Source organism: Promicromonospora alba (assembly GCF_042654905.1).
GTDB classification, from domain to species: Bacteria; Actinomycetota; Actinomycetes; order Actinomycetales; family Cellulomonadaceae; genus Promicromonospora; species Promicromonospora alba.
Genome location: NZ_JBHSFI010000006.1, coordinates 357,624 through 381,361, shown reverse-complemented (window position 1 = coordinate 381,361; position 23,738 = coordinate 357,624). Strand labels below are relative to the sequence as shown.

15 protein-coding genes are annotated in these 23,738 nt (G+C 72.4%); 7 read left to right on the top strand and 8 right to left on the bottom strand.

All coding sequences use genetic code 11. The annotated features are described in order from the left end of the window. The first annotated feature begins 1,168 nt into the window (after positions 1–1,168). Positions 1,169–4,225 carry an SdrD B-like domain-containing protein gene (locus ACFO6V_RS21375; RefSeq protein ID WP_377139191.1) on the top strand — a complete coding sequence of 1,019 codons (3,057 nt, stop codon included), beginning with the start codon at positions 1,169–1,171 and terminating at the stop codon, positions 4,223–4,225. A gap of 33 nt (positions 4,226–4,258) precedes the next feature. On the opposite strand, the gene ACFO6V_RS21370 is transcribed toward ACFO6V_RS21375, so the two are convergent. Together ACFO6V_RS21370 and ACFO6V_RS21365 are read right to left on the bottom strand one after the other, a co-directional pair. Further along, positions 4,259–4,756, bottom strand: coding sequence for a DUF1003 domain-containing protein (locus ACFO6V_RS21370; RefSeq protein ID WP_377139064.1), 498 nt, complete (start codon positions 4,754–4,756; stop codon positions 4,259–4,261). Beyond that, positions 4,749–6,098, bottom strand: a complete 1,350-nt coding sequence (locus ACFO6V_RS21365; protein ID WP_377139061.1) for a magnesium transporter MgtE N-terminal domain-containing protein — start codon at positions 6,096–6,098, stop codon at positions 4,749–4,751. The genes ACFO6V_RS21370 and ACFO6V_RS21365 overlap by 8 nt, the downstream gene beginning before the upstream one ends. 73 nt (positions 6,099–6,171) lie before the next feature. Here ACFO6V_RS21365 and ACFO6V_RS21360 point away from each other — a divergent pair, with 73 nt between their 5' ends. Next, positions 6,172–7,185, top strand: coding sequence for a general stress protein (locus tag ACFO6V_RS21360; RefSeq protein ID WP_377139059.1), 1,014 nt, complete (start codon positions 6,172–6,174; stop codon positions 7,183–7,185). A 148-nt stretch (positions 7,186–7,333) separates the two neighbouring features. On the opposite strand, the gene ACFO6V_RS21355 is transcribed toward ACFO6V_RS21360, so the two are convergent. The 3 genes from ACFO6V_RS21355 to ACFO6V_RS21345 form a co-directional block, all read right to left on the bottom strand. Continuing rightward, the gene (locus ACFO6V_RS21355) at positions 7,334–8,296 is read right to left on the bottom strand and encodes a hypothetical protein (RefSeq protein WP_377139056.1); all 963 of its coding nucleotides are present in this window, start codon (positions 8,294–8,296) and stop codon (positions 7,334–7,336) included. A gap of 437 nt (positions 8,297–8,733) precedes the next feature. After that, positions 8,734–10,269 carry an aminopeptidase P family protein gene (locus ACFO6V_RS21350; protein WP_377139053.1) on the bottom strand — a complete coding sequence of 512 codons (1,536 nt, stop codon included), beginning with the start codon at positions 10,267–10,269 and terminating at the stop codon, positions 8,734–8,736. Positions 10,270–10,281: 12 nt separating this feature from the next. Continuing rightward, positions 10,282–11,121: an alpha/beta fold hydrolase gene (locus ACFO6V_RS21345; protein ID WP_377139051.1), complete on the bottom strand. Its 840-nt coding sequence runs from the start codon at positions 11,119–11,121 to the stop codon at positions 10,282–10,284. Between the two features lie 174 nt (positions 11,122–11,295). On the opposite strand from ACFO6V_RS21345, the gene ACFO6V_RS21340 reads away from it, so the two are divergent. Beyond that, the gene (locus ACFO6V_RS21340; protein WP_377139048.1) at positions 11,296–12,144 is read left to right on the top strand and encodes a PHP domain-containing protein; all 849 of its coding nucleotides are present in this window, start codon (positions 11,296–11,298) and stop codon (positions 12,142–12,144) included. Beyond that, on the top strand, positions 12,141–12,776 hold the full coding sequence (locus ACFO6V_RS21335; RefSeq protein WP_377139046.1) for a MarC family protein: 636 nt from the start codon (positions 12,141–12,143) through the stop codon (positions 12,774–12,776). Before ACFO6V_RS21340 ends, ACFO6V_RS21335 begins: the two co-directional genes overlap by 4 nt. 48 nt (positions 12,777–12,824) lie before the next feature. Here ACFO6V_RS21335 and ACFO6V_RS21330 read toward each other — a convergent pair whose 3' ends face one another. The 3 genes from ACFO6V_RS21330 to ACFO6V_RS21320 form a co-directional block, all read right to left on the bottom strand. Further along, entirely contained in the window at positions 12,825–13,121 is a 297-nt protein-coding gene (locus tag ACFO6V_RS21330) for a DUF1905 domain-containing protein (RefSeq protein WP_165827082.1), read from the bottom strand. Between the two features lie 102 nt (positions 13,122–13,223). After that, positions 13,224–14,933, bottom strand: a complete 1,710-nt coding sequence (locus ACFO6V_RS21325; RefSeq protein WP_377139042.1) for a DEAD/DEAH box helicase — start codon at positions 14,931–14,933, stop codon at positions 13,224–13,226. A gap of 311 nt (positions 14,934–15,244) precedes the next feature. Continuing rightward, a complete protein-coding gene (locus ACFO6V_RS21320) occupies positions 15,245–15,466 on the bottom strand; it encodes a DUF3107 domain-containing protein (protein WP_377139040.1) in 222 nt (73 codons plus the stop codon). A gap of 212 nt (positions 15,467–15,678) precedes the next feature. Between ACFO6V_RS21320 and ACFO6V_RS21315 the strand changes: the two genes are divergently transcribed. The 3 genes from ACFO6V_RS21315 (at position 15,679) to ACFO6V_RS21305 (ending at position 23,715) form a co-directional block, all read left to right on the top strand. Further along, positions 15,679–16,806, top strand: a complete 1,128-nt coding sequence (locus ACFO6V_RS21315) for a DUF3152 domain-containing protein (RefSeq protein WP_377139037.1) — start codon at positions 15,679–15,681, stop codon at positions 16,804–16,806. A gap of 88 nt (positions 16,807–16,894) precedes the next feature. Continuing rightward, positions 16,895–20,275, top strand: coding sequence for an ATP-dependent helicase (locus tag ACFO6V_RS21310; RefSeq protein ID WP_377139034.1), 3,381 nt, complete (start codon positions 16,895–16,897; stop codon positions 20,273–20,275). After that, positions 20,272–23,715 carry a UvrD-helicase domain-containing protein gene (locus tag ACFO6V_RS21305; RefSeq protein WP_377139031.1) on the top strand — a complete coding sequence of 1,148 codons (3,444 nt, stop codon included), beginning with the start codon at positions 20,272–20,274 and terminating at the stop codon, positions 23,713–23,715. The genes ACFO6V_RS21310 and ACFO6V_RS21305 overlap by 4 nt, the downstream gene beginning before the upstream one ends. Positions 23,716–23,738: the final 23 nt, after the last annotated feature.

Here is a 23,738-nt window from a genome sequence, read left to right as displayed (position 1 = left end):
CAACGGCACGTCCGTGCAGTTCGTCGCCGCGGGCGACCAGTCAGTGGACTATGCGGTGCTGCCGCCGGAGGACCACCGCCCGCAGTCGCCGGACGTCATCACGGCGATCCACTCGGCGGGCGACCCGCTGGCCGAGGCATCGACGGGGCGGCCCGCGCTCGTCGTCACCGACTGGGCAACCGCCCAGGACACGGGCAAGCGCGACATCGCCACCGTCGGCGACGTCGGCACCGTGTGGGGCACCGCGTACGAGCAGACCAGCAACGCGTTCCTGGCCTCGGCGGTGTACCGCAGGAACGCCGGCCTCGCCGAGCACCGGTGGGACGGTTCGACGGACCGTGCCCTCGGCGCCATCTACCGGATCCCGGACGCCGTCGACCCCGCGACGGGCGACGTCGCGGCCGGCATCGGGCCGTCGGGCAGCGTGGAGGCATGGTTCTCCCTGACCGACCTCGGGATCGACGTCGGCACGGTCGCCTCGAACGCGGATCGTGCGCTGGCGGCGGGTGTCGACCCGACTGCCGACCCCGACGGGTTCGCGAACGCCGCGAAGGTCGGCCTCGGCGGCATCGACACGTGGAGCGACGGCGTCACGACGTACCTGTTCGTGATGAACCTCGCCGACGGCAACCTGTACCGGATCGACATCTCGCCGACGAACCCCGTCAGCCCGGACTTCGACCCGGCATTCGTCCCGGCCGCGGGCGACGTCGAGCAGATCGCGCTCGGCCTCGGTGACGCCCAGCGTGGCTGGGCCGTCGAGGTGCAGGGTGACGAGGTGTACGTGGGCTGGGCCGACACCGGCTCCGCACCCGGCAGCTGCGCCACCACCGCGCCCGGCGAGTCCACCGACAGCTGGCCGCAGTGCGGCTCCACGGAGGCGCTGCACGGCTACGTGGGCAAGGTCCCGGTCGACGGCGGCGCCGTCGCACAGGTCATGGACGTCGACCTGGGCTACCCGCGCGGTAACCCGATGTCCTACTGGGACGGGACGCAGCAGGGGAACGTCGAGCGGCACCCGCAGATCCGGCACTGGAACTCCTGGACCGACGTCTGGACGTGGGACAGCGCGGACGCGAACGCTGACAGCTGGCCCGACGGGTCGGTCGGCTTCAGCAAGACCGCGGCCGGCGACCCCGACGGGGCGCAGGCGTACCCGCAGGCGATCATGTCCTCGATCACCTTCAACACCGCCGGCTACATGACGGTCGGCATGACGGACCGTACCGAGCTGCAGGGCGGTAACCGCCAGTGGGCCGCCGACACCGGCCAGGACGGCGGAACGTCGTCGGAGATCGTCTTCGAGACGATCGCCCAGGGCGACATCATGCTGGCCGGCCGGAACGCGGACGGGACGTACACGCCCGAGACCGGTGCCGCGGCGGAGGCGACGGGCCTCGACGGCGAGACCACCCAGTGGGCGAACACCACCGCACCCATCCTCGCGTCCGGCCCGGGCGGCAACGAGTTCCACGGCGACGACCAGGGCCTTGACGGCACCGTCTCCGGAGTCACCCACGAGGAGATCGCGCTGGGCGCCGTGCTCGACGTGGCCGGTGCGACGGATGTGGCCTCCACATCGTTCGACCCGCTCGCGACGCTGCGCGTGCAGGGCCTCATCTGGTTCGCCGACGGTGACGGCGCGGCGACGCGCGGAGTCGAGTTCACCGAGGACGAAGGGAACACCGGGCGGCCGACCGTCAGCTTCCAGAAGGGTGGTGGCCTCGGCGACCTCGACGCACTGATCCCGCCGGCTCCGGTCGAGATCGGCAACCGCGTGTGGTTCGACGGCAACGGCGACGGACTCCAGGACGCGGGCGAGCCCGGCATCCCCGGGGTCACCGTCGAGCTGGTGGACGCAGAGGGCGCTGTCGTCGGCACGCAGGTCACCGCTGCCGACGGGACGTACTACTTCTCGTCCGACGCCACCGACACCGCGCACTTCACCGAGCTGGTGCACGGCGCGGAGTACACCGCGCGGTTCGTCACGCCGGCCGACGGCGACCTGGCGGTCGACTATCTCGGCGCATCGATCACCGTGCCGTGGTCGGACGTCCTGTTCACCACCATGCAGGCGACGACCGGCGACAACCCGCACGCGGAGACGGACAACGCCGACGGCGTGAACCCGCGCCCGGAGCCCGTGCCCGACGTGCCGGAGGCCGCAGAGGACGCGGACCGGACCGACTCGAACCCGGACCCGGCGTCCGGCGAGTACACGTTCACCCTGGGCGGCCACGGCCAGAACGACCACTCGATCGACGCCGGTGTCGTGATCCTCGGCTCGATCGGCGACTGCGTCTGGTCCGACCTGAACGGTGACGGCATCCAGGACGAGGGCGAACCGGGTGTCGAGGGCGTCGTGGTGAACCTGTACGACGTCGACGGCAACCTGGTCGACACGACCACCACGGACGCCGAGTGCAAGTACCTCTTCGAGGGCCTGCCGCTGGGTGACTACACGGTCGAGTTCATCGCGCCGGACGGCTCGGTGCTCTCCCCGCAGGGCGCGGGCGAGGACCCGGCGGTCGACTCGGACGCCGACCCGGCCACCGGGATGACGCCCGTCGTCTCCCTGACGCCCGGCAACCCGGTAGTCCTCGATGTCGACGCGGGCATCGTCCCGACCGACGAGGTGCTGGGTTCGATCGGTGACTGCGTGTGGTTCGACGAGAACGCCGATGGCATCCAGGACGACGGCGAGGCCGGCGTCGAGGGTGTGACGGTGATCCTGTTCGGGGCGGACGGCGACGAGGTGGCTCGCACCACCACGGACGCGGACTGCGTGTACCTGTTCGCCGACCTGCCGCTGGGCGACTACTCGGTCGGGTTCACGGACCTGCCCGAGGGTGCGACCTTCACGACGCCCGGTGTCGGGGACGACCCGGCCGTGGACTCGGACGCGGACCCGGAGACCGGGACGACCGGCACTGTCTCGCTGACCGAGGAGGTCCCGGACCGCCTGGACGTCGACGCGGGCGTCGTCTCGCCCGATGCGGTGCTGGGCTCGATCGGTAACTGCGTCTGGTTCGACGAGAACACCAACGGTCTTCAGGACGAGGGCGAGCCCGGCGTCGAGGGTGTGACCGTCGTGCTGTACTCCGCTGAGGGCGACGAGGTGGCTCGCACCACCACGGACGCCGACTGCATGTACCTGTTCACCGACCTGCCGCTGGGCGACTACTCGGTCGGGTTCGAGGACCTGCCCGAGGGCGCGACGTTCACCCTGCCGGGTGCCGGTGACGACCCGGCGCTGGACTCGGACGCCGACATGGAGACCGGGACGACCGGCACCGTGTCGCTGACCGAGGAGGTTCCGGACCGCCTGGACGTCGACGCGGGCGTCGTCTCGCCCGATGCGGTGCTGGGCTCGATCGGTAACTGCGTCTGGTTCGACGAGAACGCCAACGGCATCCAGGACGACGGCGAGCCCGGCGTCGAGGGTGTGACGGTGATCCTGTTCGGGGCCGACGGCGACGAGGTGGCTCGCACCACCACGGACGCCGACTGCATGTACCTGTTCACCGACCTGCCGCTGGGCGACTACTCGGTCGGGTTCACCGACCTGCCCGAGGGCAAGACGTTCACCACCCCGGGCGCCGGGGACGACCCGGCAGTGGACTCGGACGCCGACCAGGTCACGGGCCGGACGGGTACGTACACGCTGACCGAGGAGGTCCCGGACCGTCGGGACGTCGACGCGGGTGTCGTGTCGCCCGACGAGGTCCTGGGCTCGATCGGTGACTGCGTCTGGTTCGACGAGAACGAGGACGGTCTCCAGAACGATGGCGAGTCCGGTGTCGAGGGCGTGACCGTGACCCTGTACGACGCCGAGGGTGCCGAGGTGGCGACGACCACCACGGACGCCGAGTGCGCGTACCTGTTCACGGGCCTGCCGCCGGGTGACTACACGGTCACCTTCGGGGACGCCCCCGAGGGGATGTGCTTCGTGGCACCGGGGGCCGGCGACAAGCCGGCACTCGACTCCAACGCCGACCGGAAGACCGGTGAGACCGGAACGGTCGCAGTGACCGAGGGCAACCTCGATCGGTCGGACATCGACGCCGGCCTGCGTGACTGCGCCGACGAGACGTCCGGGGAGGACCCGGGCGAGATGGCCAGCACCGGCGCCAACGTGGTGCTGATCGCGCTGCTGAGCGTGCTGCTGGTCGCCACGGGCACGATCCTCGTGGTGTGGCGTAACCGCCGTCGGCACGGTGCCTGACGGTAGGTGAACCGAAGCGGACGGCCCTCGCACCTACGGGTGCGAGGGCCGTCCGCTGTCCTTCTCCTCCAGCTCCTCCAGCAGGTTGCGGATCTCCGAGCGCACGAAGTCCCGGGTGGCGACCTCCGAGAGCGCAATCCGCAGCGCCGCCATCTCGCGCGCCAGGTACTCGGTGTCCGCGAGGTTGCGCTCGCCGCGCTGCCGGTCCTGCTCGGCGGTGACCCGGTCGCGGTCGTCCTGCCGGTTCTGCGCCAGCAGGATCAGCGGGGCCGCGTAGCTGGCCTGCAGCGACAGCATCAGCGTGAGCGCGGTGAACCCGTTCGCGGCGCTGTCGAACCGCAGGCTCTCCGGGCCCCACGCGTTCCACACCAGCCAGACGATGCAGAACACCGTGAGGTAGATGAGGAACCGAGGCGTGCCCAGGAACCGGGCGATGCCCTCGGTGGCCTTCCCGACGGCGTCCTGGTCCATCCGGAACCGGGGCACCAGGGTGCGGCCCTTGGCGAGCGGGGTGTCCAGGCGGTCAGCCACGGTTCGCCTCCTGTCCTGTCGGCTCCTGTCGCAGCGACTCCCTGCGTGCGGACTCGCGACGTGCCGAGGGCGCCGCCTGCGCGGCGATCGCCTCCAGCCGTTCGTCGTCGCTGCCGCGCCAGTTGTCCGGGAGGATGTGGTCCAGCACGTCGTCGACGGTGACCACGCCCAGCAGTCTGCGCTGGGCGTCGAGCACCGGCAGCGCTAGCAGGTCGTACGCGGCGAGCAGGCGCGTCACCTGGCCCACCGAGGCGTCGTGGGTGAGCCACTCGGTCTCGGCGTCCAGCACCGACGCGACGGCGGCGTGCGGCGGCTCGCGCAGCAGTCGCTGGAAGTGCGCGACGCCGAGGAACCGGCCGGTCGGCGTCTCCAGCGGGGGCCGCACCACGAACACCATGGAGGCCAGCGCGGGCGGCAGCTCCGACCGCCTGATCTGGGCCAGCGCGGTGGCGATCGTGTCGTCAGCGCCCAGGATCACCGGCTCCGTGGTCATGAGACCACCCGCCGTGTCCTCCGCGTACTCCAGCAGACGCCGGACGTCGGCCGCCTCCTCCGGCTCCATGAGGTTCAGGAGCTGTGCCGCCTGCTCCTCGGGCAGCTCGTTGAGGAGGTCGGCGGCGTCGTCCGGCTCCATCGCCTCCAGCACGTCGGCCGCGCGGTCCCGGTCCAGACCCGACAGGATCGACACCTGGGCGTCCTCCGGCAGCTCCTCCAGCACGTCGGCGAGGCGCTCGTTGTTCAGTGCGCTCGCGATCTCCAGCCGGCGCGCCGGCGCCAGCTCGCGGATCACGTCCGCGAGGTCGGCGGCGCGCATGTCCTCGTACGCCTCCAGCAGGCGCGCGGCGCCCTGCTCCGGCGACCGGCTCATGAGGTCCTGCACGGCGTCGACAGGGACCGTCAGGGTGGAGCCACGGCGGAACGGGGCAGACCCCCGCGCGGACCGACGTCGCACGAACAGCTGGTCCACCAGCCAGTCGCCGGTGCGCTGCTGCGCGATCGAGACGTCCTCGATGGTCACCTCGCCCGAACCGTCGGTGAGCTGGACCCGGCGGTCGAGCAGCTCGCCCAGCACCACCGACTCCATGGCCCGCTGCTCGAACCGCCGCAGGTTCACCAGGCCGGTACTGATCACCTGGCCCGAGTCGATACTGGTCACCCGGGTCAAGGGGAGGAAGACGCGGCGTCGGCCCGGGACCTCGACCACCAGGCCCACCGCACGCGGCGCGCCCTTCGCCCGGACCAGCACGACGACGTCACGAACCCGGCCGACCTGGTCCCCGATCGGGTCGAAGACCACCGTCCCGGCCAGACGTGCGACAAAGACCCTGCTGCTGGCGCTCACGCTGGTCAGCCTACGACTCGCCCCTGGGCCACGCTCCTCGCCACCAGCCGCAAGGTAGGAGAGACTATGAGGCATGAGCATGTCTCGCCCGGGTGCCGTCCCGAAGGTCCCGACCCTGCCGGCCGGCGACGAGGTCGCCGCGTACTCCACCTACCTGGAGGCGCAGAAAGCAGTCGACTACCTCTCCGACAACAAGTTCCCCGTCGAGAACGTCACCATCGTGGGCACCGACCTGCGCATGGTCGAGCGCGTCACGGGGCGTCTCACGTACGGCCGGGTGGCGCTCGCCGGCGCACTCTCCGGCGCCTGGTTCGGTTTCTTCGTGGGCCTGCTGATCACCCTGTTCGCGGGTGAGGCGGGCTTCCAGGTCATGTTCGCCGGCATCGCGCTCGGTGCGGGGTTCGGCCTGCTGTTCTCGATCCTGTCGTACACGTTCACCGGCGGGCGGCGTGACTTCACGTCCTCGTCGCAGATCGTGGCCGCGACGTACGCGATCCTCTGCGGGCACGACCACGCGAGCGACGCACGGGCGCTCCTGATGCGCTCGCCGGGCGGGCTGGGCAAGTCGCGCGGCGCCGCCACCGTGGGCGTCCCGGCGCCCGTCATGCCGCCGGTCCCTTCCGCTCAGATGCCGGGTGCTCCGGCTCCTGGTGCGCAGGCGCCCGGTGCGGAGCCCGCCGCCGCGCCGACCCGCCCGACGGACCCGCGCTGGGTCACGCCGTCGGGCGAGCCTCGTTACGGCGCGATGCGGCCTGACGCTGCTGGTGCTGGTGCTGGTGCTGGTGCTGGTGCTGGTGCTGGTGCTGCTGGCGCCGGGCCGGCGTCGGCCGATGCGCCGTCGGGTGCACCTGCGGGCACGCCCATCGCTACGACGGATGCGCCGGCTGCCGTGCCCACCGACGCGCCGGCGGACGCGCCCTCGGGCGCGTCGCCGCAGACCGAGTCGCCGACCCCGCCGGACCAGGCGGCCTCCGCCTCGGACGGCCAGCGACAGGACGGGTCGGACGACCAGGATGACGAGCGGACGACTCGCACGACGCCCCGCTACACCAACCCCTACGCCCCGCCGAGCGACGACCAGAAGTAGCTCAGTTCCTGGCTCCGACTTCGGTCGGTTGCGCGGTGGCCCGTGTGACTTCGGTCGGTTGCTCTGAGATCGGTCAATCAAACGACCGATCTCAGAGCAACCGACCGAAGTCATTTGTGTGTGCTGTGCAAGGGACCGAAGTTGGGGGTCACCTGGCGGGCAGTCGAGGATCGATCCGCGCCTTCCGCAGCACGTCCGGCGGGATGCGCGTGGTGACTCGCTTGAGCATCGCCCGGACATCCTGTTTGTCGGACGCGCTGACGCTCTCGAGGGTGACGCCGGCCCGCCGGATGGCGTCGGCGCGAGCCTTCTCGGCCAGGTACTCCTGTGCGGGGTCGTGGCCGGGCCGAACGCCGTCGGGCCGATACTTGATCTTGCCGTCGAACTCGATGCCCAGCGCCCACTGTTCGTAGCCCAGGTCGGTGTGGAAGAGCCCGGCGTCGGTCTGGACGGCCATCTGTGTGGTCGGCCGAGGCAACCCGGCACGGAGCAGCTGGTAGCGGACCCAGGTCTCCCAGGCGGACTGAGCGCCGCCGTCGGCCAGCTCGATCACCAGCCGAGCCCGCTGGATCCCGCGCCGGCCGGTCTGGGCGGCGAGCGTCGCGAGCAGCTCTTCTCGGTCGATACCCAGGGCCAGGGCCGAGTCGGCGATGACGAGGGCTTCGAGCGGGTGCAGCGTCCGCGCGCAGTCGACGACCGTGCGTACGAGCGACGTCACCGGAAGGCCTGCCGCCTCGTCGATGTCATGGGGCGCAAGGGTCCACGAGTACCGCCGGACGTCGCCGGCAGCGTGACCTGAGGCACGGTAGTGCTGGTAGACGTGTGTCTCTCGTGGCGTCGTCCAGACGAAGCAGCCCAGGAGCAGCGCCGCAGTCTTGTGGCTGAACACGTGCTTGGCTCTGAGCTGGGCGTGCAGCGCACGGGCGCGGGCGAGAGCCTTGTTGCGCGCTTCCCGCGCGGCTCCCGAGGGGCCTTCCACGCGGATCTCGTCCGGAGCGCAGTACGCACCGCGTCGGACCCTGAGGACCTCACCGGCACGAGCTGCGGCGGCCAGCTTGTTGCGGTTGTGCTCGAGCGCGAGGGCAACCGCCGGGATCTTCACTTCGACCATGGAACGACGTTGCGCCATCTCTGGCGGTTCGGATGACCGGCACCGAGAGAGCTGTGCACAGACTGCGAATCCACAGGGCTGTGGTCGTGCTCGGACCGTTGAGCCACCGTCCCGTGGGGCTGCACGCGGGGCGACAATCCCTCGGCTCGGCTCGGCTCGGCTCGGCTCGGCTCGGCTCGGCTCGGCTCGGCTCGGCTCGGCTCGGCTCGGCTCGGCTCGGCTCGGTGATGTGAGGTGGCGCGGCTAGCGACTTCGGTCCGTTGCACAGCGGCCGCAATGACTTCGGTCGGTTGCTCTGAGATCGGTCAATCAAACGACCGATCTCAGAGCAACCGACCGAAGTCACCTACCCGTGCCGTGTAACTGACCGAAGTCGGTTGTCCGCCGCCGTGCGACGGACCGAAGTCAGCGCCGCCCAGCCCAGCCCCCGCAGCGCATCAGCGCAGCGACGCCATCCAGGCCTCGACGTCCTCCGGGCGCCGGGGGAGCGCCGCCGACAGGTTCTCGTTGCCGTCCTCCGTGACCAGCACGTCGTCCTCGATGCGCACGCCGATCCCACGGAACTCCTCGGGCACGGCGAGGTCGTCGGCCTTGAAGTACAGGCCCGGCTCGATGGTGAAGACCATGCCCGGCTCCAGGACGCCGTCGAGGTAGAGCTCGCGGCGCGCCTGCGCGCAGTCGTGCACGTCGAGGCCGAGGTGGTGCGACGTGCCGTGCACCATCCAGCGGCGGTGCTGCTGGCCGTCATCGGAGAGCGCGTCGGCGGCGGTGACGCCGTCGGGCAGGAAGCCCCACTCCTCGAGGCGGGCCGCGATGACCTCCATGGCCGCCGCGTGGACGTCGCGGAACTTGGTGCCCGGCTTCGCGACGGCGAACGCCGCGTCGGCCGCGTCCAGCACTGCCTGGTAGATCTTGCGCTGCACGTCCGTGTACTCGCCGTCGACCGGCAGGGAGCGCGTGATGTCCGCGGTGTAGAGCGAGTCGACCTCGACGCCGCCGTCGAGCAGCAGCACGTCGCCCGAGCGGACCTCGCCGTCGTTCCGGATCCAGTGCAGCGTGGTGGCGTGCTCGCCGGAGGCCGCGATCGTCTCGTAGCCCACGGCGTTGCCCTCGAGCCGGGCGTGCCCGTCGAACGTGGTCTCCACGACGCGCTCGCCGCGGCGGTGCTCCAGGGCGCGCGGCAGGGCCCGGACGACGGCCTCGAAGCCCTCGATGGTGCGGGCCACGGCCTCACGCATCTGCTCGATCTCGTGCGCGTCCTTGATGAGCCGCAGCTCGGACGTGGCCTCGACGAGCGTCTCGTCGGTGACCGCGTCCTCGTCCTCGCCGGCCTCCAGGCGCAGCTCTTCGACGAGCGACTCGACCGCGTCGTCCGCGCCGGTCACCACGAGGAGGTGCACGCCGCCGTCGCCCACGTCCTTCGCCAGGGCGTCGCCCAGCTCGTCGATGTGGCGGGCCTCGATGCCGGTGAGGGCCTCGACGTCGGCCAGCGACGGCCGGGCGCCGACCCAGAACTCGCCGTAGCGCGCGTCGGCGTAGAACTCCTCGTTGTCGCGCGGAGCGAGGGGACGCACGTAGAGCACGGCGTGGTGGTTGGAACCGCCGTCGCCGGCGCCGTCCTCGACCGGGTGCAGCACCAGCACGGCGTCCGGCTCGTGGTCGGTGCCCAGGCCGGTGAGGTGCGCGAACGCCGAGTGCGGCCGGAACCGGTAGTCGGTGTCGTTGGAGCGGGTCTTGAGCGAGCCCGCCGGGATCACGAGGCGCATGCCCGGCAGCCGCTCGGAGAGCGCCGCGCGTCGGGCGACCGTGTACTGCGCGGCGGCCGACGCCGTCAGGCCGAGCTCGGCACGCGGGGCCCACTGCGACATCACGAAGTTCTTGAAGGCGGTGGAGCCGGGGCGGTGTGAACGGTTGGACCCGCGGTCGGCGGTTCCCTGCTCGTCAGGCTGCGAAGTGGTGGTGGATTCGCTCATACGCCCAGTGTTTCACGCACGCCGGTTGAAGTCCGCAAGCGCCCTGGTGAGCACCCGGTTGAAGGCCGCGGGGGCCTCCATGTTGACGTCGTGCCCGGCACCGGGGATGACCACGAGCGACCCGTCGTGGGCGGCGGCGAGGTGGCGCTGCTCCTCGATGCGCATGGCGTCGCGGGCGCCGTTGACGAACCAGAGCGGGATCCGCGCGGCACGTACGTTGGCGATCGAGGAGCGTCCCGCGAGGTGGGTCAGCGCGTCGGTCACGACGTCCCAGGTGGGCCGGTACATCTCGGCGGTCTGCTGCGGCGCGATCTCTACCTGTCGCAGGTCGGAACCGCCCGGTGCGCTCCGCAGCGGGCGGAACGGGAGGCGCACGGAGGGTACGGAGAGGCGCGGGCGGTGCACGCTCGGGTGCACCACCTGGCCGGTGAGCCGGCGTCCGAGGTAGGCGGCGTTCGCGACGCCCCTGGCGACGTCCCGGTAGAGCCGCACGGGCTTGCCCTTCGGGTCCGAGGTGCAGCCCGCCGCGAGGATGCCCACGAGGCGGTCGGTGGCTCCCTGCCGAGCGGCCCAGGCGAGGGAGGTGTAGCCGCCCAGGGACAGTCCGACCAGTGCGATCGGCCCGGACGGGAGGGTCGCGACGGCGTCGTCCAGCGCCTCGAAGGCGCCGTCCATGGTGAACCGGTCGTGGCGCCGCGCGCCGTGCGCCGGTAGGTCGACGGCGACGGCCGCGTGGCCGGCGGCGCGCACGTGCCGCACCTGGTTCTCCCAGATGGCACCGGAGCTGCGCATGCCGTGCACGAAGACGACGCTCGTCGGAGCGTCCTGCGGGGTCTGGTTGCTGCTCGTCATCCCTTCGATGATGCGGGATCGGCTGGGGCAGGCGGCGTACGACGGCGGAACGGTCGGTGAACGGTCTGTGTGGGCCTGATGCGTCTCAGTCGATAAGGGCCGACGACGCCGGGGGTGCCGCACCTCACGCCCTTCGCGACGCCCGACGGCCCCTCGGCTCTCTACCCTTGTGGAGTGATCGACCTCCATACGCACTCCACCGCGTCAGACGGCACCGACTCGCCAGCGCGTCTGGTCGAGGTCGCCGCACTCGCCGGCATCAAGACGCTGGCCATCACCGACCACGACACGACCTCGGGCTGGGCCGAGGCCGCCGAGTCGGCCGGGCGCTTCCAGATAGGTCTGGTGCGCGGCGCCGAGATCTCGGCGATCGCTCGCACCACCGGCTGGGGCACCGGGGTGCACCTGCTCGCGTACCTGTACGACCCGACGCACCCCGACCTGGTGGCCGAGACGGAGCGGACGCGCGACGACCGCACGTCCCGCGCCCGGCGGATGGTGGCCCTCCTCGGCGAGGACTACCCGATCACGTGGGACGACCTGCTCGCCCAGACGCAGGCCGGGACCACGATCGGCCGCCCGCACATCGCGGACGCGCTGGTGGCGGCCGGTGTCGTACGCGACAGGGACGAGGCGTTCGCCACGATGCTCCGCACCGGCACTCGCTACTACGTGGGCCACTACGCGCCCGACGCCGTGGCCACCGTCAAGGCGGTCCGGGCAGCGGGCGGAGTGCCGGTCTTCGCGCACCCCGGTGCCGACGCGCGCGGCCGGGTGGTCCCCGACTCGACCATCGAGGAGCTGGCCGCGGCGGGGCTCGCGGGGCTCGAGGTGGACCACCGCGACCACACCCCGGACACGCGCCGACGCCTCCGCGAGATCGCCCAGTCCCTGGACCTGCTGGTCACGGGGTCGAGCGACTTCCACGGGTCGGGCAAGCGCAACCTCATCGGCGAGAACACGACAGTGCCCGAGGTGCTCGAGGCGATCGTGGAGCAGGGCACCCTCGAGGTGCTCCGGTGAGCTGGTTCGACGTAGCGCTCTTCACCGAGGTCTTCGTGACGCTCTTCGTGATCATGGACCCGCCGGGCACCGTGCCGGTCTTCCTCGCGCTGACCTCGCGGATGACCGCGCACGACCGCAAGCGCGCGGCGCGCACCGCGATCTTCGTGGCCTTCGGCGTGATCGTGGTGTTCGCGGTGTTCGGCCAGCTGCTGCTGGAGCACATGGGGATCTCGCTCGCGGCGCTCCAGGCGTCGGGCGGGCTGCTCCTGCTCCTGGTCGCGCTGGAGCTGCTCATGGGCAAGATGGACGCCGGCGGGACGGACGCCGGCGGGGCCGCCAAGAACGTGGCCCTGGTGCCGCTCGCGACCCCGCTGCTCGCCGGCCCCGGCACGATCGTGGCCACGATGGTGTTCGTGCAGCAGGGCGTGAGCGCCGGCGAGTCCGCCGTCGGGCACTACGCGTCGATCGGCATCGGCATCGTCGCGGTGTGCGTCTGCACGTGGGCGGCCATGCGGTTCGCCGGGTTGGTGCATAGGGTGCTCAAGGACTCCGGCGTGACGCTGGTGACGCGCATCGCCGGCGTGCTGCTCGCGGCGATCGCCACCCAGATGATCGCGAACGGCGTCATCGAGTTCGTCCGCACGGTCTGACCCGTGTCAGACACACAGGTCACCCGAGTGACCTGTGTGTCTGACACGTCAGATGTCGATGGTCTCCAAGGTCACCGAGACCGGCTTCTCCGGGACGAGGCTCTCGGCCTCCCGCACCTTCTTCTTCATGGGCAGCACGTAGCCGCCGTCCTTGTCGCTGGGGAAGACGGAGGTGGTCCAGGTGGTCTTCCCCACGGTCACCCGCACCCGGATGGAGCCGAACCCGCGCGGCGGCAGCGGGAGGTCGGCCAGCTCGTCGGACTCGTCAGGCGGCACGGTTACGAACCACCAGGAGTCGGTACGTACCTGCCACTGCCACAGGGGAGCGGTGAACTCGATCTGCACGGGAAGCAACCTACGCGACCCGCGAAGTAGAGCGCCTGTCCGAGACTCCCGGCTTCACCCAGGGAGTCTCGGACAGGCGCTCTACTTCGCGGATCGGTGCGGTCAGCTCTCCGACTGACCGCCACGCGTACGACGGCGGTTGCGGCTCCGGCGGCGGCGCTGGCCGCCGTCCTCGTCGCCGCCCGACGCCGGGAGCGCGCCCGATGCCGTGCCGTCGCCGCTGGTCGCGGCGCTGCTCGTCGATGCGCTGCTCGTCGGTGCGCTGGTGACGGCGCTGCCGTCGGGCCGCGAGGTGGCGCGAGGCTCGCCGTGCGAGCCGCCCTGCCGCCCGCCCGAGCGGGATGCACCGGACCGCGGCGCGCCGGAACGCGGCGCGCCGGAGCGCGAGCCGCCGGAACGGGAGCCGCTGTTGCGCTTGCCCGTCTCGCCCAGGTCCTCGACGTCCTCGGCGTCCAGTCCCGCGAGGTGCTGCGCGGACCGCGGCAGGCGGCCCTTGGTGCCCTCGGGGATGTTCAGGTCGGCGAACAGGTGCGGCGACGTGGAGTACGTCTCGACCGGCTCGGGGTACCCGATCTCGAGCGCCTTGTCGATGAGCGACCAGCGCGGCACGTCGTCCCAGTCCACGAAGGTGACGGCGGTACCGGTGTTGCCCGCGCGGCCGGTGCGGCCCACCCGGTGCAGGTAGATTCGCTCGTCCTCGGGGCACTGGTAGTTGACCACGTGCGTGACGTCGTCGACGTCGATGCCGCGGGCGGCGACGTCGGTCGCGACGAGCACGTCGATCTTGCCGTTGCGGAACGCGCGCAGTGCCTGCTCGCGTGCGCCCTGGCCCAGGTCGCCGTGGATCGCGCCGGCCGCGAAGCCGCGCGTCTGCAGCTCGTCCGCGACCTTGGCGGCGGTGCGCTTGGTGCGTGCGAACACGATGCTGCGGCCACGGCCCTCGGACTGGAGCAGGCGGGCGAGCACCTCGATCTTGTCCAGGGCGTGGGCCCGGTACACGACCTGCTTGATGTTCTTGACCGTCGCGCCCTGGTCGTCCGGCTCGGCGGCCCGGATGTGCGTGGGCTGCTTCATGTAGCGGCGGGCCATGGAGACCACAGCGCCCGGCATGGTCGCGCTGAACAGCATGGTGTGCCGCTGCGCGGGGGTGCGGGCAAGGATCTTCTCGACGTCGGGCAGGAACCCGAGGTCGAGCATCTCGTCGGCCTCGTCGAGCACGACGGTCGCCGCACGGAGCAGGTTGAGGTGACCCTGGTTCAGCAGGTCGATCATGCGGCCCGGCGTGCCGACCACGACGTCGACGCCGGTCTTCATGGCCTCGATCTGCGGCTCGTAGGCACGGCCGCCGTAGACCTGCACGATCCGCACGCTACGCCGGGAGGACGCCGCGCTCAGGTCGTTCGCCACCTGCACGGCGAGCTCGCGCGTGGGGACGACGACGACTGCCTGCGGCTTGCCGGGGGCGACGAGCTGGTCGTAGCCGGGCTCGCCGGGGGCGACGACGCGGTGCAGCAGCGGCACGCCGAAGCCGAGCGTCTTACCGGTACCGGTCTTGGCCTGGCCGATGATGTCGTGCCCGCTCATCGCGACGGGAAGCGTCATGGCCTGGATGGGGAACGGGTGGGTGATGCCCGCGTCCTTGAGCGCCTCGACGATCTCGGGGCGGACGCCGAAGTCCGCGAACGTCACGTTCTGCGCCTGGATGGCGGACGGGCTGGAGTAGTCGGGGCCCGAACCGGTAGCCGGCTCGGGACTTGTCTCGATGACCGCGTCTGCGGCCGGGGTGTCTGTGGTAGTCACTGGCGCCTTCATCTCTCGCGGCGCGGTGGGCCCTCATGGCCCGGCGATCGCGCCTTCGTGCGGCAGCCGATCGTGAAAATCATCGCGCGCCGGGATGGACCCAGGCTGCGCGTCCTGTCGGGGCGGCCTCTGGGAGGCCGAAGCACAGGCTCGGGGGTCGGAACGTGACGACCGGGCAACCGATGTACGGGATTCATGGTACGCGCACGATGTTTCCGAGTGGTTAGCGAAACACGGTGAACAGCCCAGTTAGTAATGAACGCCACGTGGCGGACGGCGCGTGCGGGTGTGCCGTCCGCCACATGGCGTGGGGTGCAACGTGCTCAGACCGCGCCGAAGCCGACCTTGCGCTGCTCCTCGGAACCGATCTCGACGTAGCCGATCGCGGCGCCGGGGACGATCACGAGGCGGCCACGCGAGTCGGTGAGCTCGAGGGTGCCACCGGCCAGGGCCTTCTTGACGGCAGTCGCGACGGCGTCCGCGCTCGCCTCCGTCTCGACCACGACCTCGCGAGGCAGGTTCTGCACACCGATGGTGACGTCCACTTTTACTCCAGTTCGGTCGGGGATTGCGCCGTGTGCCCGGTGATCCGGGGACCCGGCTTGTCGATCCTAGTCACGCGTCGGCGCCGTCTGCCCTCGGTTTCGCCGTGAGCCGACAGGAGACACGGCACCATGCCCCGGACGGTGGCGCCGGTCCCGCATTCCTGTGGACGGGGGCATGGGCGCGCGGGCGCGTGCGTGGCACCATGGTCGGCGTGAGCAGACAGTCCTCCGCACGGCGCGCCGGCCGGCACGCCCGTGGAGGCGCGCCCGCCGGCCTCTTGACGGAGGGCGTGGCCGCGAGCCGTTCAGTGGCGTGGAAGGTGCGCCGCCGCGCCGCGCAGGACCCTCGACGGGCGGTGGTCGCGCTCAGCCTCTGCCTGGCGGCGGGGCTGGGTGGAGGCATCGCGGTCACCATGAGCATGGAGCCCGACGCGTCCGCGGCGGTCGTCGCGGGAGCCGTCGAGGACAGCCTGGGCGCCGAGGCGGCCGCCGCGGTGCGGAACGCGTACGAGGCGACCAGGTCCGGCGAACGGACGTCGCCGCCCGCGACGGCGGCGTCGCCGGATACCGCCGAGGCGGGTGTGGCCGCCTCGGGGACCGGGGCAGGCGTGGGCGCGGCCGCCGAGGGGCTGCCCGAGCCGCCGGCTCCCGAGCCGCCCGAACCACTGGCCGTGGCCTCGGCGGGAGTGCCGTCCGTCGAGAAGTCGGCGCCGCCGTCGCCCAGCCCGAGCCTTCGCGCCGCCGCCGGGCCGACGCCGGAGCCGGGTTCCGGCCTGCTCGGTACGCGCGTCGCGGTGGAGGAGGAGCTGTCCGGCAGGCTCGTCGTGGCCACCGGGTCTCGTCGCGCCCCGGCGGAAGGGAAGGTTTGGCGCGTCCAGCTCGCCGTCGAGAAGGGGCTGCCGGTGGATCCGGAGGTCTTCGCCGAGTCCGTGCTGGCCACCTTGAACGACCCGCGCGGCTGGAACGCCGCCGACGGATCTACCTTCGCCTGGACCGACTCCGACGACTACGACGCACGCGTGGTGCTCGCCAGCCCCGGGACGACCGACCGGCTCTGCCTCCCGCTGGACACGATCGGCGAGCTCTCGTGCGGCATCGAGGAGACCGCGGTGCTCAACTTCAAGCGCTGGGCGACTGGCTCCCAGGCGTGGGAGAGCACAGAGCGGTATCGGCAGTACCTCGTGAACCACGAGGTGGGGCATGTGATCGGGTACCACCACGACCTGTGCGCCGGTGAGGGTGAGCACGCGACGGTGATGGTGCAGCAGACCACCACCACCAGCGGCTGCATCCCCGAGCCCTGGCCTGTTCCCGACGCGCCGGTACCGGACAAGGACTGAACGTCTTTCCACAGGACGAAACGGGCATTGCCGACGCCCCAGCGCGGGGCGTCGGGGAGTGTCAGTGGCTCGTGGTTCGATCGTCCGCGTGACACCAACCTTCGCTCTCGCACCTCGGCTGACGCCGCCTGGGAACCGTCCCGAGGCGGCCGGATCTGTGCTGGTCGAGGGCGGTGTGCCGCTCGACGACACCCAGTCGGCAGCCGTCGAGGCTGCGCTGAGCAACCGGGCGACGCTGGTCCTCGGAGCGCCCGGGTCGGGTAAGACCACCGTCACGTGCGAGGTCGCCGTGCGGGCGCTGGACTCGGGCGTGCAGCCTGAACGCGTCCTGGTCCTCGCGTCCTCCCGACGGGCCGCGGCGCGTCTGCGCGACGAGGTAGCGGCCCGGGCCGGGCGCACGGTCGGTGCACCGATGGTCCGCACGGCGTCGTCAGCCGCGTTCGCGGTGCTGCACAAGCGCGCCGCCGCGCTCGAGCAGCCGACGCCGACCCTGGTCTCGGGCCCGGAGCAGGACCTGGTGCTCGCCGAGCTGCTCGCCGGTCACGTGGCCGGAGAAGGGCGGCCGCTCGCGCTGCCCGCCGGTCTGCCCGAGGAGTCGCTGGGCCTGCGTGGACTGCGCCAGGAACTGCGTGACCTGCTCATGCGGGCCGCCGAGCGAGGGCTCGGCCCGGTCGAGCTGGACGAGATGGGGCGCCAGAACGACCGCCCCGAGTGGGTCATGGCGGCGCAGATCTACGAGGAGTACCTCGACACGACGGCGCTTCGCCTCGCCACACCCGACGCCGGGCCGCGCTACGACCCCGCTGTGGTCATCGACGAGGCCGCCGAGTCGCTGCGTTCCTGGGAGGACGAGGTGCCGGGCATGCCCCGGCCCACCTGGGGCCTGGTGGTGGTCGACGACTACCAGGAGGCCACCGCCGCGACGGTCCGGCTCCTGCGGGTGCTGCACGACGACGGCGCGCGGCTGGTCCTGCTGTCCGACCCGGACTCCGCGGTCCAGACCTTCCGTGGTGCCGCGCCGGGGCTCACCGGCCGTGCCGCCGCGCCGGCCGGCCCCGGTCGCGCGTTCGGCGCGTTCGACGCGGAGACGATGGTGCTCGGGACGGTGTGGCGGCAGCTGCCCGAGCTGCGTGCGGTCACGCGCGCGGTGACGAACCGGATCCCGGTGTCGGCGAGTGCCATGCACCGGCGCGCGACGGCGTATGCGCCGAAGCCTGCTGGGGGTGAGCAGGCCGCCGGAGCGCGGGCGGGTGCCGGATCCACGGCGGACGGCTCCACCGCGACGGAGGCGCCCGCCACCTCGGAGGCACCTGCCGGGGCAGTGTCGTCCGTCCAGGTTGCGGTGCTCTCGGGCGCGGCCCAGGAGGCGGCCTGGATCGCCCGTGAGCTGCGGGCCGAGCACCTGCTGCGCGGCACGCCCTGGGAACGGATGGCGGTGATCGCCCGCAGCGGTACGCGGCTGGCGGCGCTGCGGCGTGAGCTGGTCTCGGCATCGGTGCCGGTCGCGCTGCTCGGGTCGGACCTCCCGCTGCGGGACGAGCCTGCCGTGGCGCCGCTGCTGGCGGCCGTGAAGACGTGCGCAGGCGCGCCGCGCGGGAGCCTCGAGGCGCTGATCGCCGAGGAGCTCGACGGGAACGAGCCGGTCCTGGACCCTGAGACGGCCGCACACCTGCTCGTCTCCCCGATCGGCGGGCTCGACGCCGTGGCGCTGCGCAGGCTGCGGCGTGCGCTGCGCTCGGAGGAGCTGTCGGCGGGCGGGGGCCGCACGTCGGACACCCTGCTGGTCGAGGTCCTGGCCGATCCTGCGCGTGCCGCGCTGCTGCCCACGCAGGTGCGGCGGGGGCCGCTCGCCGTGGCACGGGTGCTGGCCGCCGGGCGCGAGGCTGCAGGGGAGCCGGGCGCCACGGCACAGACGGTGCTCTGGGCCGTCTGGGCGGCGACCGGCCTGGCCGAGCGGTGGAGCGCCTACGCCCTCGCCGGTGGTCCGGCCGGCCTGCGGGCCGACCGCGACCTCGACTCGGTGCTCGCGCTGTTCCGCGCGGCGGAGACCTTCGTGGACCGGATGCCGGGCGCGCCGGTCGCCGCGTTCGTCGACTACCTCGCATCGCAGGACCTCCCGGCCGACTCGCTGGCGGCGTCGGCACAGGGTGCGGGCGCCGTGGAGGCGCTCACGCCGCCCGGGGCCGCCGGGCGCGAGTGGGACGTGGTGGTCGTGGCCGGTGTGCAGGACGGCGTCTGGCCCGACCTGCGGCTGCGCGACTCCCTGCTCGGCTCGCAGGCGCTCGTCGAGCTCATCGCCGGCCGGTCGGAGGACGGACGGGTCGTCGGCGCGGAGGCCCGGCGGCAGGTCCTCACGGACGAGCTGCGCGCCTTCGCGGTAGCGGTCTCCCGCGCCCGACGGCGTCTCCTGGTCACCGCCGTGGAGGACACGGAGGAAGCGCCCAGCGTGTTCTGCGACCTCGTGTCGCCACGGAACGACGGCGGCGACGGGCCGGACCCCCGGCGCGTGCCGGTCGGCCCACCGCTCGACCTGCGTGGCGTGGTGGCCGCCGCCCGGACGGAGCTGGTGCGCGCCGCCGCGCTCTCGACGCCGGGCAACCAGCCCGCCGCCGCCCTCCTCGCCGACCTCTCGGCGGCGGGCGTCGCCGAGGCCGACCCGAGCACCTGGTACGGCGTCGCCGGGGTGTCGAGCGAGGTTCCGCTGTGGGGCGCTCAGGACACGGTGAAGGTGTCGCCGTCGAAGGTCGAGACGGTGACCACGTGCGCCCTGCGCTGGGCGCTCGAGGCGGCGGGCGGCACCAAGCCGGACGCCACACACCAGACCCTCGGCACGCTGCTGCACTCGATAGCGCAGAGCCATCCCAAGGGTTCGCTCACCGAGCTGAAGAAGGAGCTGGACCGGCGCTGGCCGGAGCTCGCACTGCCCGAGGGCTGGCCGTCGCTGCAGCTCCGCAAACGGGCCGAGCGCATGGTGGAGCGGCTCGCGGACTACCTCGCCGACTCGGGCGAACCGCTCCTCGTGGAGGCCGACTTCGACCTGCAGGTGGGGCGCGCCCGGCTGCGCGGTCAGGTCGACCGCGTCGAGGACGCGGGCGACGGCAGCGTGACGGTGGCCGACCTCAAGACCGGCAAGTCCGCGGCCAGCAAGGAGAAGGCGGCGGAGAACCCGCAGCTCGGCGCCTACCAGCTCGCGGTGGAGGAGGGCGCGCTCGACCTGCCCGAGGGCACGGTCAGCAAGGGCGCGAGCCTCGTCTACGTCGGCACCGAGACCGTGTCGGCGAGCGTGCGGAACCAGCCCGCCCTCGTCCCGGACGAGGACGGCAACAGCTGGGCGCGCGACACCGTGGAGGGTGCCGCCGACACGATGGCCGCGGCGAAGTTCGCGGCGAAGAACAACGACCTGTGCGAGGTGTGTCCGGTGCGGCGTTCCTGCCCGCTGCAGCCCGAGGGACGGAAGGTGGTCGAGTGACCAGGCACGAGCCGGAGATCCGGCTGTCCGCGCGCGCGATCGCCCGGCTGCTCGGTCGCCACGAGCCTACCGACGAGCAGGTCCGGGTCATCGAGTCACCCCTGGAGCCGGCGCTCGTCGTCGCGGGTGCGGGCTCCGGCAAGACCGAGACCATGGCCGCGCGCGTCGTATGGCTCATCGCCAACAAGCTGGTCCAGCCCGAGCAGGTGCTCGGCCTGACGTTCACGCGCAAGGCCGCGGGCGAGCTCACCCAGCGCGTCCAGACACGGCTGGCGCAGCTCAACCGGGCACTGGGCGAGGAGTCGGGCGAGGCACTCGCCGGCCTGGACCTCGACCGGCCCACCGTCGCGACCTACAACGCCTACGCCGCCTCCCTGGTCGCCGACCACGGTCTCCGCCTCGGCGTCGAACCGAGCGCCCGCCTGCTCGGCCAGGCCGAGCAGTGGCAGCTCGCGTCCCAGGTGGTCGAGTCCTGGGACGAGGACCTCGGCACCGACAAGGCCGTCAGCACCGTCACCGGCGCCGTCGTGGCCCTGTCCAGCGCGCTGGGCGAACACCTCGTCGACCCTGCCGACGCCCGCGACCGCCTGACCGAGATGGCAGAGCACCTCGAGTCCATCCCGCTCGGACCGAAGCAGAAGAAGCGCACCAAGGACGTCGACAAGCTCATCAGCTCGGTCGCCGAACGCGCCCGGTTCGTGGACCTCGTCGTCGAGTACCGCCGTCGCAAGCGCATCGCCGAGACCCTCGACTTCGGTGACCAGGTCGCCTTCGCCGCCCAGCTCGCCCGCGAGGTGCCGCTCGTGGGTGCCGCCGAGCGCGCGCGGTTCGAGGTGGTGCTCCTCGACGAGTACCAGGACACGTCCTACGCCCAGGTCGAGCTGCTGTCCGGTCTGTTCGGCGGCGGCCACCCCGTGACCGCCGTCGGCGACCCGCACCAGTCCATCTACGGATGGCGTGGCGCCTCCGCGGCGGGCCTCGCCCGCTTCCCTGGCCGCTTCCAGCGCGACGACGGCGTCCCCGCCGCCGTGCACTACCTGTCCACGTCCTGGCGCAACGACGCCGCGGTGCTCACTGCCGCGAACATCGTGTCGGGCCCGCTGCGCTCGCGGACCGGGGCCGGGACGAATGTTGAGGTACCTCCGCTGGACCTGCGGCCAGGGGCGGGCGAGGGAGTGGTGTCGGCGCACGTGGCGGCCACCCTGGAGGAGGAGGCAGAGGCGGTCGCCGAGTGGGTGGCCGCACGCTGGCGCTCCGGCGCCCACCCGGACGGGCGGTCGACCGCTGCCGTTCTCTGCCGGGCCCGAGCACAGTTCCCCACCCTCGAGGTGGCGCTGCGCCGCCGCGGCCTCCCGGTGGAGGTCGTCGGCCTCGGCGGTCTGCTGTCCACGCCCGAGGTGGTCGACGTCGTCGCGCTGCTCCAGGCCGCGCACGACCCGTCCCGCGGTGACTCGCTGATGCGCCTCCTGACCGGCCCGCGCCTCAACCTCGGGGCGGCCGACCTCCATGCGCTGGGCTCGTGGGCGGCCGACCTGGCGCGGATGGACGACCCGCGCACGGCCGCGGCGTCCGCGGCCCGGGTGGACGGCGCGGACGGTTCGGACGGCGCTGTGGACGACGACCCCCGTGTCGTCGAGGGCGACGTCTCGGACCACCGTTCGATAGTCGACGCGCTCGACGACCTGCCGCCTGCCGGGAAGCCTGCTCGCGACGGCCGGGTGCTGTCCCCGGACGCTCATCTGCGGCTGACCGCGCTGGCTCAGCTGCTGCGGGACCTGCGCGGCCTCACCTACCTGTCGCTGCCCGAACTGGTGGTCCAGGCGGAGCGCGCGCTCGGCCTCGACGTCGAGGCGGCCACCGCGGCCGCCCTGACCAGCGCCGGTGTCGGTGGAGCCGTGAGCGATCGTGGCCGCGAGCACCTCGACGCGTTCCGGGACGTGGCCGCATCGTTCGCGCAGTCGTCGGACACCGCGACGCTCGGCGCGTTCCTCGCCTGGCTCGGTGTGGCGGGGGAGAAGGAACGCGGCCTCGACATGCCCGTGCACGAGCCCGACCCGGACGCCGTCCAGGTGATCACCGCGCACGCCGCCAAGGGGCTGGAGTGGGACGCGGTGGCCGTGGCCGGCCTGGCAGACGGCGCCTTCCCGACGTGGGACAGGGGCTCGCGCTCAGGAGAGTCGTCGTCGGGCTGGCTGTCCGACCTGGGCGAGCTGCCCTACCACCTGCGCGGCGACGCGGACGACCTGCCGAACTTCGGCTGGGAGCGCGCCTCCGACACCAAGGACCTCATCGCGCTGCGCGACGAGTTCAAGTACGAGTGCGGTGAGCACCGCCTCGCCGAGGAACGCCGGCTGGCGTACGTGGCGTTCACGCGCGCCCGGCGCGAGCTCTTCCTCACTGCCTCGTGGTGGGGCTCGGCGAGCCGTCCGCGCGGCGTCTCCCCGTTCCTCGCCGAGCTGGCCGACGCGGGTCTGGTCAACACCGACCTGTGGGCCCCCATGCCCGCCCCGGACGCCGAGAACCCCCGCAACGCGGAGGAGCTGACGGCGGTCTGGCCCGCTCCGGACGGAGGCCAGGACCAGGCTGCGACGCGGCCGGACACGGCCGGCGGCCAGTTGCTGACCGCCCGGGACGTGCTGCGTGCTACCGCCGAGCTCGTGGACGAGGCCGCGGAGGAGCGCCTCGTCGCGCTGGCCGCCATGCGCCTGCCTGCCGACGCGCTCACCGCGCCGAGGGGCGCCGTCACCGACGCCGCAGGCCATGACCTCGTCGACCTCGCCCGCATGCTCCTTGCCGAGCGGGACCGGCACGCCGACCGGGAGATCGCCTTCCCGGCGCACGTCTCGGCGTCCGGGCTGGTGCGGCTCGCCGCGGACCGCGAGGCGTTCGCCCTCCAGCTCCGCCGCCCTGTGCCGGTGCAGCCCACGGTGCACGCCCGCCGGGGTACCCGGTTCCACGAGTGGGTGGAGCAGTTCTTCACGTCTGCCACGCTGCTCGACGTCGACGACCTGCCCAGCGCCGAGGACGAGGACCTCCCGGAGGACACCGACCTCGACAAGCTGCGCGACACGTTCCTCGGCTCGGAGTGGTCGGCCCGCACGCCTGTCGCCGTGGAGGTCGACGTCGAGACGCCGGTGGCCGGCGTCATGCTGCGCTGCCGCATGGACGCCGTCTTCCGGGACCCGGCCGCGGACCCGGCCACAGGATCGGACGCGGTGGTGGTCGTGGACTGGAAGACCGGCCGCGAGCCGCTCGACGCCGCGGCGCGAAGCGCCCGCGAGGTGCAGCTCGCGGTGTACCGCCTGGCGTGGTCACGCTGGACGGGGCTGCCGCTGGAGCAGGTGAGCGCCGCGTTCTACTACGTCGGCTCGGACACGACGGTCCGGCCGGAGCGCCTGCTCGACGAGACGGAGCTGGAGGCGCTCATCCGCGGCGAGTGACCGCGTGCCCTCTGACTACGTGC